The sequence below is a fragment of the Fibrobacter sp. UWR4 genome (genome assembly GCF_003149045.1).
Classification (GTDB): Bacteria; Fibrobacterota; Fibrobacteria; order Fibrobacterales; family Fibrobacteraceae; genus Fibrobacter.
In genome coordinates this window covers 1-11961 of sequence record NZ_QGDU01000008.1, presented here as the reverse complement: position 1 = coordinate 11961, position 11961 = coordinate 1, and the positions used below count along the sequence as shown (strand labels likewise).

Sequence of the window (11961 nt, the reverse complement as noted above, 5' to 3'; positions counted from 1 at the left end):
CATCGCTTTTTAACTTAAAATTTAACTTATTAAGTTAAACAAGACAAGGTTTTCTAGAAAAAGACGGAATAATACCTTATGTCTTTGAAATATTGTGCCATTGAGCAACACAAGGGTTTTACCAAATCTCGATATTTTCATTAGATTTGGTAAAACATTAGCGAAAATAATTTTACCAAATCTCAATATTTTTGGGATAATAATTTCGCAGTTTCGAGAATAAGTATATTTTTTTCACCAAAGGTAAACCATGAACAAGACATTCCTTGAAAAGACAAAAACCCTAGGAGCCACAGGCGCCCTTTGCGCCATGGGCGGGTACATCTGCGGTGATAAAGTTGACGAGCATGACAAGCTTGAACAAGAAAGACAGCCTTACGAAATCGCCCGGGAAGTGATGGAGGAAGCCGCCCAGAAACAAAACGAATGGCTGGCACTACAGGAAAAACTAAATTCAACCATCTCGTATTACAAGATTACCGTCGATTCTCTGCAGCGCATAGCAAAACAGCTAAACGGTTATGTAAGACTTGCCGAGGATCTAAAGAGGGATAAGGAATCCTGTACCGACGAAAAGATAGAGCAGATTAGGGAATGCAAGGAAACCAAGGACAGCCTCATTTACGAGAAGGCAAAATACGTGAACGCCTATCAAACCGAGCAAAACGAAGTTAGAATTCGTGACAACCAGCTGGATAGCCTTGAAAATCTGGTAAAGGCCTACGCGAAAGATTACACTAAACTGCAAGACGAATACAAGAACCGCGCACCCATCGAAAACGAGTTCCAGGCCATACACAACTGCGTCAACGCGCACGGTGAGAACATGTATTCCTATCAGTATGAACGGCAGGTAAAGTGCTGCATAAAACAGATAAAGAAACTTCAAAAGGAATATCCAAACGACAAGTTACAAAGCTTCACCGTACGCTGCAATGAATAAAGTCATAAACAACACGCTTCTCCAAGAACTGGATTCGCTCCTTGCCAAACAAGGCAAGTCCTTCGAAAGTGCCGTCCGCGAATACCGCGCCTCGGTGATTACAGAAATCACCGCCGACGAATCGATGGACGAAAAACGCTGGATCGAAAAATTCAAGAAGTACCGCACCCGCCTTGACGAAAACACAAAGGCAAAGCCATACCAGGAACTGTCAAAGCTCCGCGATTACCTTCAAGGGCAAAACCTCATAAAGCCTGCACCCCTACTGCATTTGGTAGACGATTCGAGAACAGACTTTGATATAAAAAAAATTTCCATAGAAATAAGAAAGCAAATCAAATACTAACCTAATCCAAGATAAGTACTTTCCAATCCCTTGAGTTTTTCTCAAGGGATTTTTTGTCCCCTTTTGTCCCTTTAGGCAAATCTAAATCTGTAAACGTAAGCGAGATTGTCGCTTTCCGCAAAACATCAGCAAAAGGAGACCAACATGGTAAACCTGTCAACCGACAAGAACATCAACACTCTCTGCAACAGCCTTCTCAGCACTCGGCTATGGGAAATTGCACGCAAAGGCAAGCACGTCATTCTCCAGCACAGGTCCAAAGGAGCAAAAAAGTTCCTTATCGTGCCCGGCACCCCTAGCGACAAGCGTGCGTTTTCCAACTTTAAACGAGACTACTGCAAATATCTGCGCGCGTTCCTTATCGAAAACGGGACCATCTGCGTTAAATAGGAGGCCCTTATGATAGCAAACCTAAACCACATCCGCATGCTTATCGTCTGCAGCAATTTCTGCCGCGAAAACGAGCCCGAGGTTCCCTACGGAGTAAGTTGCCTAGTCAGTGCATTCAAGAAAAGCCCGCAAAATACCGGCAGCGTCGTAGACGTTTTCACTTGCGACCTGAACCGTTTTTACGACCCGCAATCGGGAAAGTATTCCATTGACTGGGAGCTTGTCGCCGACGAAATTGTAACCCAAGTACGCATAAGCAAGTACAATGTAGTGGCGTTCAGCGTTTTCGGCTGGTTTGAAAAAGCCGTAAAAATTGCGAGCAGTCGCCTTGCAAATACGGGAAAAACACCCTTCATCGTCATGGGCGGGGCCGCCATTTTCGGAACAGAGGGCGAATTGCGCAAACGATTTCCGGAGGCAAACTTATTCATACTTTCATACGGAGAAAAAGTCTTCGCCAATCTACAGAACCATATCCATTCCAAAAGTGCCCTCGTTCTGGACTTGCCGAAATTCGAGGACTTGGAATCGCCTTACCTCACCGGAGACATCATGCTTGGCGGAACCATCAACACCGTGCGTGCGGAAACTCGCAGGGGTTGTCCGTTCCGTTGCAGTTTTTGCAAGCACCGCGACACTCTCAGCAGGAAGGTGCATCATGTCGGTTGCTACGAAAGACAGGTCAAAGAGCTAGAACTCTTCAAGAGTAGCGACATCAAGAAGCTTAACATTCTTGACCCTTTGTTCAATGATTATGCAGGCCACGGGGCTAATTACTTGAAACTTATTCGTAAAATAAATTTCGACGGAATGGTTTCGCTCCAAATTCGACCGGAACTCCTAACGGATTCCTTTCTTGAAGAGGCTGCGCAAAATCCTAAACTTATTTTTGAAATCGGAGTACAAAGTCTTCAGCCGGACGTTCTGAAAGCAATCCGAAGAGGTAGCGAAAAAACAGAATCGCTGTTGCTTGAAAAACTGGATAAGTGCAGGGATTTAGGAATCGCAACGGAAATTACCATGATTTACGGACTCCCGTTCCAGACATACGACTCCTTCAGGCGCGATGTAGAATTGATCAACAGTTATGGCATTTCCAAAATCGGGAAATTCCCGTTGCAAGTTTACCCAGGAACAAAGCTTGCGGAAGACATCGCTAAGTTCAATCTGCGAACTGGCGAAAACGCTTTCGGAATCCAGGAGATCATCGACAACCCAACACACGACTTCGATAACATGAAAATTTTCGCTACGGAATACTAACATCCCCACGCCCCAAACGCCGTCTTCGCATCGAAATTGCAGACTGGAATCGGCAAGAAAAGCGCACACTTTCGATGCTTAGACGGCAACTTTAGCAAAAGCGCTATTGACACAAATAAATTGTTTACATATATTTGCAATACATAGCGGGAAACCGCGACCGGATTTTTTGAGCTTTGCTCTTATCTTCTAGACTGGAATCGGCAAAATTCACAAACGCAGAAGATAGCAGGCAAACGCTCACGTCCCATTGGGGCGTGGGTTGTTGTCGTTTATTTATGCGTAATGGCTTTGCCGAGCCTCAGTCTGTAAGTAAGCGAAGAACGACACCACGCCTTTTTTATTTGAACGAAATTCATTCTTCATAAAAAGTCGTCAAGTTCTTCTTAAGTTCGAAAAGGTTGCATTCACAACAAAGTAAAGGAGCTTTTATGAAGAAAATATTACTTGCAGCAACCGTCACCGCATTTTTCGCAGCATGTTCTGACGATTCGTCATCATCTGCACCAAACGATTCTTCTGTTTCCAGCATTTACGAACTGGGCGCTTGTAACAGTAGCAACAGAGGCGAAACAAAATACGTCCAGGATAAGGATGACAACTATGTGTGCATCGGTGGAGAATGGATTGCAGAAAAGGATGCCTCCACTCCTAAATCCAGCAATTCAGGAGGTTACGCGGATGCAATTACAAGTTCTGATTCCGGCGAAAATCCAAAGGAAGAAATCAAGGAACCTGCAAAGCAGGAAGTTTCCGTTTACACTACAGCGCAGACTACCCTGACCATCAACCTGCTCAAATACGAGCAGCTAAAAGCGATGGACGAAAAAAACAAGGAAGATGGTGAACCCCGAATTTCCTTTACCATAAAGTCCAGCAAAGATGGGATCGATGAAATGGATCCTGTCAAGACAACAACGATCAATCTCGGTAACGATGTGGGCTACTGGTTTGGCAGCAAGGAAGTTTCCGTACTATTGCCCAAGGGCATCAATATCATTCAGGTATGCCCCAAGTTTGTCGACGAAGACGCATTCTTTGACGACGAGGAATACACCTCGAAAAAATGCTACGCCATTAATGATGTAGGACAGAAAATCGACAAGACCATAAAACAGACCGACGACGGTTCTGCCTACTACACCATGGATTGGGAAGTAATAGTTACCTACTAAAACATTCCTTTACAAAAAGCAACTATAGTTTGCAAAATGAAAGGCGAGGTAGAAAATACCTTGCCTTTTACTTTATACAAACTAAATTTTGAGGATTACATCTTTTTTGGGAGTGAGTCAGAATGTACTTGAACGAATTATTTAGAAAGATCCTTTTTATCACAGGCGCTTGCATCGCAACGTCCTGTCTGGGAATATTTACCGCCTGCGATCATGGCTCGACAAATAGCGCAAGCGACAACCAGGAAAATCTCAACCGGTCCGCATACGCAATTTCCATAAATGAGGAAGAGGAGAAGATCTATATAAATTCAGTCCTCAAGGTCGACCAGTGCATTTACAGGAATGGAAAACTGGCATGGAGCAAGGAAAACTATCCCTTTGAGGCTCGCGTGAGCTACTATATCTCCTACGACGGCACCCTAGAACTTGTAACTAGCGATGATAATTACACAGAACTTTGGAATTCCACAAACACTTCCGTTTTCGGAGTTTGGTATGGTGACAGCACGGACACTCTTTCAAGATGCATCATTACGCGGGATAGTCTTATTTTCGAAAGCCCAAAAGAATCTGGGCAAACGGAAAACGGGAATCCCCCGGTAGAGACCCCGATCAACATACGTACATCCTATTTTCTATACGATTTGTACCGCTGTCTTAGCGGAAGAGAGGAATGCTATATCGGCACATGGCACTTTGCGAAAGATGCAAAATCCTACAATTCCAAGTACGAAAGCGAGCTACAGATTTCTGTCAGGGATGTCATTGACAACTCCCTCATATTCACGTACACCGGGCAGGATTTTTTCGTGAACGTAGACCATGTCCAGGTGGACGACCAAAACAATGGTCATTCCCTCTATTCCGCCTATGTCATTAGCAATGGGGAAACCTGCCACTATCAGAATTTGAGCAAGCCCATTACAAAGGACCTATGCAAGGAAGAATACTGGAATTATCTGGAAGGTACTTACATGGACGATGGCGGTGACGACAAGGATGGAGACGGAGACACAGCAGATGATGATGACGATGTGCTGATATACGCATATATCGACGACAATTCCCAATCCTTCATCAACTGTGTCAAAGGACTACTCCATCCCTAAACCTCGATAGTCACGCGGCTCACCTTGCGTTCATCCTTCTTCACGCGAACAATCTTGTCAATCTTATTTTCAAGTTCGTTCACATGGCTGATGATGCCCACCAGACGGTGATCCCCTGCAAGATTCTGCAGCACGTTGATTGCAGACTTCAGGCTTTCATCATCCAGGGAACCGAAGCCTTCGTCCACGAACATGGTATCCAGCTGGATGCCCCCTGCGGAACTCTGCACTTCGTCGGCAAGGCCCAATGCAAGTGACAGAGACGCCAGGAAACTTTCGCCACCGCTCAAGGTTTTCACCTCACGCTGCTTTCCGCTGGCGTGGTCGATGACATTCAAGTCCAAACCCGTCTGGGTCCTGTTATTGGACGCCTCCTCACGGCGGACCAGTTCATACTGGCCGTTAGACAGCAGGCTAAAGCGCCTGTTGGCGTGACGGATAATGCGGTCAAAGTAGGAAGTCTGCACGTAGGTTTCCAGCATCAGCTTTTCGCAGCCTCCGAGAGTTCCGTTTGCCGTATCCGACAGGGTCTTGAGCCACTGCAACTTCTTGCAGTCGTTTCCCAGCTGGGCGGAAACCGTCTGGATATTTTCCAGAGTCTTCTTGTTCGCGGTAACACGTCCAGATGCAATCTTCCAGACCTCCGTCTTCTTGTTCTGCAAATCCTTCAGTGCATTGCCGGCGGTTTCCAGAGCAGTCAAGTCATATTCGGGAACACCTTCCAGAGACTTGAGAAGAGCATCGATCTGACCATTCAAGGCCTTGATTTCGCCGTCACAAGCATTGTAGGCATCCGTAGCATCCTTCAGGGCCTTGTTGGAAGCATCCAGGGCTTTCTGCAATTTCTGGATTTCCCCGGAGGCAGCCGCCTTACTTTCGAAGGCAAGATCCTTCAGCATTTCAGCAATGGTATTCTTCAGGGATTCGATTTCCTGAGCGGCCACCGCATTCTTGCGGTTCAGATCCTCGTTTGCGGTACGCTTCTCTTCCAGGGACTTTTCCTTGGCAGGAATACCCTTTTCCAGATCTTCCAGTTCCTGCTTGCGATTCACCTTCTGGGTTTCTGCATCAAGATTTTCCTTCAGTACCTTCAGGGTATCGCGATTCTTCTGGAATTCTTCATTCCCGCGTGCCTTGGCATCCTCGATGGCGCATTCCCCAAAGAGCTTGTTCAGTTCTTCCTGGAGAGCGACCTTCAAGCTTTCGCACTTGCCCTTCAACTGGACCGCAATTCCATTCTTGTCGTTGCGATTCGTTTCTGCAGCGGATACCTGAGTCTTCATGGTTTCCAGCTGGGCCTGAGTGGGAGCCTCCACAGACTTGCAAGCCTTATGGGGATGGTGCGTGGAACCGCAAACCGGGCATTCACAGCCTTCCGTCAGAGCGTCCGCAAGAATACCAGCCTGTTCATTCAGGAAGGCGCGATGTTTTCCCTCGTATTCATCACGAAGATTCTTGTAACCTTCTTCCGCCTTCAGGTATTCTTCCTGGGCGGCTTTCAACTTGGACAGTTCATCGTTATAAGTCTTCTGCTGCTTGCCCACATTCTGGATATCGACCTGACGTTTTTCCAGATCCTTGATGTCTGCAGCCAGCTTCGCCTGGTTTGCACCTGCATCCGTAAGAGTCGCAAGTTCAGCCTTCAATTTTTGGATTTCGTCATCTAGCGTCTTTACGGCAGTGCCTTCCGTCTTGAACTTTTCCAAGGCATTCTTCAGGGCAGATTCCTTCTGCTTCAAGTCGCCACGTTTCTGCTCGACGCCATCATACTGCGGCAGCGAATTGTTAATGGTAGTAATCCGCTTCTGCAGATCGTCACGTTCGGGCTGTTTCTTTTCCTGGGCAGCCTTTGCTTCAAGCTTTTCCTGCAGTTCAATCTTCTTCTGGGGAAGATTTTCCTGGGCAGTCTTCAAGTCCTTGCGGTTCTTTACGGCAGCGCTTGCCTTACCCAGTTCCTTGTCCTGTTCGGAAATCTGGCTCTTGAGATTTTCAAGTTCCGTCTCAGAAGACTTTACCACAGTTTCATCTTCAGCAATAAGATTTTTCAGAAGGTCGCAAATTTCACCCCAGTCTGCAATCTGGAGGTTACGGGCCATAGCCAGCTTGGTTTCCACATCGGCAATATAGGCGGACCCTTCTGCACACTGCATTCCCTGTGCATGAGTACATGCAGTCTGCATCAACGCTTCGCAGTTCTTCTTGAACCTTCCGTATTCATCGCTCAGTCTCTTCTGAAGTTTCTCGAAATTTTCGGTCTTGAAAATCTTGCGGAATGTTTCACGGCGATTCTTCGTATCTTCCAGAAGGATCTTCATGAAATCGCCCTGGGCAATCATGGCAATCTGTGAGAACTGATCCTTATCCAGCCCGCCCATCACAGATTTTACCGCATCCGTAACGTCCTTTTCCTTGGAAACACTGCGGCTAGTTGCAGAAACCTTGCCTGTTTCATCAGGGTAGAAAAACGTAACTGCAGCATGTTCCTTGGTAGTACCGCTACCACGCTTCGCCGCACGTTCATATTCAGGATTGCGGCAAATACGGTATTCCTTGCCATCGTAGGCAAAAGTCAATTCCACTTCAGTGGGAACATCGGGAGTGGCGTTGGTGCAGCGGAAAAGCTTCGCATCATCGCGATTATCTCCGCTTGCCTTTCCAAACAAGGCATAGGTAATGGCATCAAAGATGGTGGTCTTGCCGGCACCAGTGTCGCCACTGATCAAATAAAGACCGTGGGTTCCCAACTTTTCAAAGTCAATTTCGGTACGTTCGGCATAAGGGCCGAAACCAGTCACTACAAGCTTCAACGGTCTCATTAGTTGTTCCCCTCCCAAATGGAATCAATCAAATCCTTAACGAAATCTCTTTCTTCAGGTTCCATTTCACGATTGTTCATTTCCTTAAAGAAATCGTGGAAGATTTCCGTAGGAGTTTTCTGGTCCACATTCTCGAAATCCAGGTTGGCCGCGCTCTGGGTACGGGAATTATTGTACCTAAGCTGCATCAAGTTCGGGTAATAACCGCGAAGCTTTGCGGCCGCATCGTTAATGTCGTTTTCGTCCGTAAGGGACACGTAGACATAGTCTTCCAGACTCTTGCCTTCACGTTCCTGGGCATTACGGAAATCCAGGGAAACAAGTTCCGCAAAAGTGCCCTCGATCTTGCGCACGTCACGCATGGGCTTTAGGGGAACTTCACGAATCTTAAGATCGGCAGCGCCATCGGCATTCACCGCACCCAATTCCACCACCGTCACGGACTTTTCATGATTCGCTTCGGAAAGGGAATACTTGAGAGGAGTTCCGCTATAACGTACGCGACCAACGCCCGCATCATTCTTCGCCACATTCTGGGGACGATGAATATGACCCAGTGCCACATAGTCGAAGCCGTCAAAGGCGTAGGCTTCCACATTGTCCAGGCCGCCCACGAATTCCTCGGAACCATCCTCATCCACCTGGGCTCCAGTCACAAACTGATGGGCCACCAGAACATTGCGACGCCCCGGTGTGCGTTCCATCTTGCTTACCGCCTTCTGGATGGCACTCGTATAATCCGTCACCTGCTCACGCTCAGCGTCAGCCTGCTCTCCCGCACCAAGGCAGGATCGCACCGTCGCCGGGCGCACAAAGGGAAGCATCCAAACGTCCACTTCGCCAGCATCGTCCTTCAAGGTCACAGGAGCGAAACTGCCATTATAAACCGGACACATATGGACGCCACGATTTTCCATCAGGCGACCGCCAAAGGCGATACGTTCGGCGGAATCGTGATTGCCACTCAGGACAAAGACCTTCGTGTTGCGCTGGGAAAGCTTTACCAGGAACTCATCCAGGACTTCCACCGCATCGGCGCTAGGCACGGACTTGTCGTAAACATCCCCTGCCATAAGGACGCCATCCGGCTTTTCCTCATCCACAATCCTAATGATCTGATCCAGAATACGCTTCTGGTCCTCCAGCATGGAATGCTCGCATACGCGCTTTCCAATATGCAGATCTGCAGTATGAATAAGTTTCATTTTCTATCTCCAGGCTGGTCTATTTTTTCAGCCTACAAATATACTATCGTATTTTGACGTTCAAGTGTCAAAAGCTAAAGACCATCTTTATAAAAAATTCTATTTATGAACTATTAGGTTTTAACCACTTGAAATTTTTTGTGCCGAGGGCAAAATGAATCTTGATGCATCCGTAATACCCAGCTACTATAGCCGCCTTGTCATGGCCAAGAACCAGGGACACTTCAAGATTGCCCAGGCCCTGCTGGATCTGATCGCAGGTTCCTCTGTCGAGGATACCAGTTCCGCCGAAGGCCGCAAGGCTCTGGAAAAGATCAACCAGGCCAAGGGTCATGCAGCAGCAATTGCCGCAGGTGCTGAATCCGCAGCAGAAATTCCCGCAGGCGAAGCAACCGACTGGCAGGAATACGTCCTCCAGAATCCGCCCTACACCCGCAAGCTCGCCCTGGCTCTTGCCACCTACTTCGTACGTGCAAACCTTCTGGACGTCGCTTACGAAATGTACCTCTCCGCCAGCGAACTGGATGAAGACGGTAGCAGCGCCGAGGAACTCTCCGCCATTTCAGCCGCAGAATCCGGCAACATGGCCAACGATTTCGGCAAGAAGTGCGAAGAAGCCGGTAACCACGCCAAGGCAGCTACCTGGTACAAGAAAGCAAAGGACGCAGGCCTCGCAGAAGCTGATGCAGCACTCGCCCGCATGCAGTCTTTCCACGGCGTCACCCGCTTTATGGCTCCCTGGGCAGAAATCGCAAAGAAGACCGGCCGTAAGGAACTGGCAGAAGCAATCCTCGCCATTGCAGCAAACGCAAAGGCAGGCAACATGGACGCCATCACCTTCGCAGAATCCGTGGTTCCGCCCTGCTACGAGGAAGTGGACTTCTGGGAAGCAGAACTGGAGGCCTACCACAAGTTCTCCAGCGACGACAGTGCTGCATTCGGCAGCGCCTACATCGCCATCGGTAAAATTCTGGAACGCGCCAAGATGTACAACATCGCGCTTCGCTGGTTCAAGAAAGCAGTTGAATTCAACGCCGACGCCAACGCAGATGCACGCCGCATGCTCCCCCTCAAGAGCAAGTCCGCCCCCATGCGCGAAGCCGAAGACATCTACGATTCCGCAAGCACCATTCCTGCACTATGGAAGATCTAAGTTTCCAAAAAATTCAAAAGGAAAAATCCGCCGGCCCGTCCGACGGATTTTTTTGTTTTTAGACTTTACATTTTCTCAATTAGAAACGATATATATAATAAGGCAAATGAATGCCTCAAGGAGAAAATGCAATATGGAACAAAAAATCCAAGATGAAAATCCCCTGATGAGGAATCCCGAATGCCTGGCAGATATCAACGATCAGATGGCGGATATCGAAGAAGGTGGCAGCGGTCCCGCAAACGTCCGCTGGATCGGCCATGCCTCGAAGGAACTGAAGCAGGCCAGCCGCAAGGCCGCAAGCTAAACGCAAAAGGCGACAGCATAAAGCTGTCGCCTTTTTTTATAGTTATGTTAAAAGGAACATAGCCCTATCAATCAATGACATCCAATGATTTTTTTTCAATTTTTTGATAGCAACGAATAGGTGCTCCGGAAGACTTTTTCATCGAGTACCTCCCAAAATGAGTACGCACGCCATCTTCAGTCTCGCTAAATCTAAGAATCCACATAACCCCCGTATCAGCCATTTTTTGATTTAGCACAGTCCAGAGATAGAAGGCCTCTCCAACATGCTTGAATTCCCCATCTTCATAAATACCACCAGGCAAAGCCGAAAAACCAATCTTGTCGGCACAAACAGAAGCATTCCACCCCCGTAAAGCGCAGTAATCTTCTCCACGAACATTCCTTAGGGTATAATCCAAAATATTTTCATCTGCAAATAAGAACCAACCTTCAGGACAAAGCCCCTGGTAGTTCAAATTAAAGCTATCCTCCGGCTTCATAGAGACTTCTTCATTGTAAATGTACGGATTCAAGTTCATTGCAATAGCCCATGTATAATAACGGCCATACTTTGAGCAGGAATCAAGACTATTGCCAATGCACCAGGAATTCCCCCTAAGGAAGGAATTTGCCACAGAATCCGAATAATTCAAGTTCTCAGCCATAATCCGAAGATTATTGCCGTATTCAAAATACTTGTAGACATGGCCATCACGAGCATCAGTAAATTCCTTGTATTCAATATCCGGATTAAGATAATCCCAGGCAAGGTGCCTATCTACCCACAAAGAAGATGATGACTCAAGTGAAGAACTTGAATCTTCCGAGGACGATGATACAGAGGAACTAGATTCCAACGAAGAACTGGATTCCGAACTTGAAACAGGTTCCGGAGCAGTAGATTTGGCATCACTTCCACAACCAACAAGCAAAGTAGCAGAAATCGCCACGAAAAAAGGGAATTTTACTTTCATATTTATAACACCAATAAGATAACCATCCCGCCGTACGCATGACATACTCCCGACACCTGTCCACGTCGGGACCGAGCAGGACAAGGCGCGACGCACATATCCGCCGGATGGCCGAGGGATGCGAGGCGCGGGTGCCGCAGCCGTACAAGGCATCAACCCGAAAGTTTCCGCCGAGCGCCAAGCAGGGCGAGGCGTGCGCCGCGATTACGCCCGACGTACCGTATTTTTCCCAGGGACGAGCGGGACAAGGCGCGAGCCGCCGTGGTGTACTCCGGTACACGAGGGGGCGAGCAACG

The 11961-nt window shown here is 47.7% G+C and carries 11 protein-coding genes; 8 read left to right on the top strand and 3 right to left on the bottom strand.

Going from position 1 to position 11961, the window contains the following annotated elements; translation table 11 throughout:
* Positions 1–250: 250 nt before the first annotated feature.
* The 6 genes from BGX12_RS04520 to BGX12_RS04495 all read left to right on the top strand — a co-directional run bounded on the left by BGX12_RS04520 (position 251) and on the right by BGX12_RS04495 (position 5229).
* Positions 251–943: a hypothetical protein gene (locus tag BGX12_RS04520; RefSeq protein ID WP_109734904.1), complete on the top strand. Its 693-nt coding sequence runs from the start codon at positions 251–253 to the stop codon at positions 941–943.
* On the top strand, positions 936–1289 hold the full coding sequence (locus BGX12_RS04515) for a hypothetical protein (protein WP_109734903.1): 354 nt from the start codon (positions 936–938) through the stop codon (positions 1287–1289). Before BGX12_RS04520 ends, BGX12_RS04515 begins: the two co-directional genes overlap by 8 nt.
* Before the next feature lie 144 nt (positions 1290–1433).
* Entirely contained in the window at positions 1434–1679 is a 246-nt protein-coding gene (locus BGX12_RS04510) for a hypothetical protein (RefSeq protein WP_109734902.1), read from the top strand.
* Positions 1680–1688: 9 nt separating this feature from the next.
* Entirely contained in the window at positions 1689–2942 is a 1254-nt protein-coding gene (locus BGX12_RS04505) for a radical SAM protein (protein WP_109734901.1), read from the top strand.
* A gap of 431 nt (positions 2943–3373) precedes the next feature.
* Positions 3374–4117: a hypothetical protein gene (locus BGX12_RS04500; protein ID WP_109734900.1), complete on the top strand. Its 744-nt coding sequence runs from the start codon at positions 3374–3376 to the stop codon at positions 4115–4117.
* 122 nt (positions 4118–4239) lie between these two features.
* A complete protein-coding gene (locus tag BGX12_RS04495; RefSeq protein WP_109734899.1) occupies positions 4240–5229 on the top strand; it encodes a hypothetical protein in 990 nt (329 codons plus the stop codon).
* Here the strand turns inward: BGX12_RS04495 and BGX12_RS04490 are convergent.
* A complete protein-coding gene (locus tag BGX12_RS04490; RefSeq protein WP_109734898.1) occupies positions 5226–8045 on the bottom strand; it encodes an AAA family ATPase in 2820 nt (939 codons plus the stop codon). The genes BGX12_RS04495 and BGX12_RS04490 overlap by 4 nt on opposite strands.
* Positions 8045–9250: an exonuclease SbcCD subunit D gene (locus tag BGX12_RS04485; protein WP_109734897.1), complete on the bottom strand. Its 1206-nt coding sequence runs from the start codon at positions 9248–9250 to the stop codon at positions 8045–8047. The genes BGX12_RS04490 and BGX12_RS04485 overlap by 1 nt, the downstream gene beginning before the upstream one ends.
* A gap of 154 nt (positions 9251–9404) precedes the next feature.
* Here BGX12_RS04485 and BGX12_RS04480 point away from each other — a divergent pair, with 154 nt between their 5' ends.
* Together BGX12_RS04480 and BGX12_RS15465 are read left to right on the top strand one after the other, a co-directional pair.
* On the top strand, positions 9405–10403 hold the full coding sequence (locus tag BGX12_RS04480) for a hypothetical protein (RefSeq protein ID WP_109734896.1): 999 nt from the start codon (positions 9405–9407) through the stop codon (positions 10401–10403).
* Between the two features lie 133 nt (positions 10404–10536).
* Complete coding sequence (locus tag BGX12_RS15465) at positions 10537–10710, top strand: hypothetical protein (RefSeq protein WP_158278167.1); 174 nt, start codon at positions 10537–10539, stop codon at positions 10708–10710.
* 67 nt (positions 10711–10777) lie between these two features.
* Here BGX12_RS15465 and BGX12_RS04475 read toward each other — a convergent pair whose 3' ends face one another.
* Positions 10778–11665, bottom strand: a complete 888-nt coding sequence (locus BGX12_RS04475; protein WP_158278166.1) for an FISUMP domain-containing protein — start codon at positions 11663–11665, stop codon at positions 10778–10780.
* Positions 11666–11961: the final 296 nt, after the last annotated feature.

Bases quoted from the DNA above. Each gene is read 5' to 3' on its own strand.
- BGX12_RS04520 (WP_109734904.1), top strand. From the start codon at position 251: ATGAACAAGACATTCCTTGAAAAGACAAAAACCCTAGGAGCCACAGGC.
- BGX12_RS04515 (WP_109734903.1), top strand. From the start codon at position 936: ATGAATAAAGTCATAAACAACACGCTTCTCCAAGAACTGGATTCGCTC.
- BGX12_RS04510 (WP_109734902.1), top strand. From the start codon at position 1,434: ATGGTAAACCTGTCAACCGACAAGAACATCAACACTCTCTGCAACAGC.
- BGX12_RS04505 (WP_109734901.1), top strand. From the start codon at position 1,689: ATGATAGCAAACCTAAACCACATCCGCATGCTTATCGTCTGCAGCAAT.
- BGX12_RS04500 (WP_109734900.1), top strand. From the start codon at position 3,374: ATGAAGAAAATATTACTTGCAGCAACCGTCACCGCATTTTTCGCAGCA.
- BGX12_RS04495 (WP_109734899.1), top strand. From the start codon at position 4,240: ATGTACTTGAACGAATTATTTAGAAAGATCCTTTTTATCACAGGCGCT.
- BGX12_RS04490 (WP_109734898.1), bottom strand. From the start codon at position 8,045: ATGAGACCGTTGAAGCTTGTAGTGACTGGTTTCGGCCCTTATGCCGAA.
- BGX12_RS04485 (WP_109734897.1), bottom strand. From the start codon at position 9,250: ATGAAACTTATTCATACTGCAGATCTGCATATTGGAAAGCGCGTATGC.
- BGX12_RS04480 (WP_109734896.1), top strand. From the start codon at position 9,405: ATGAATCTTGATGCATCCGTAATACCCAGCTACTATAGCCGCCTTGTC.
- BGX12_RS15465 (WP_158278167.1), top strand. From the start codon at position 10,537: ATGGAACAAAAAATCCAAGATGAAAATCCCCTGATGAGGAATCCCGAA.
- BGX12_RS04475 (WP_158278166.1), bottom strand. From the start codon at position 11,665: ATGAAAGTAAAATTCCCTTTTTTCGTGGCGATTTCTGCTACTTTGCTT.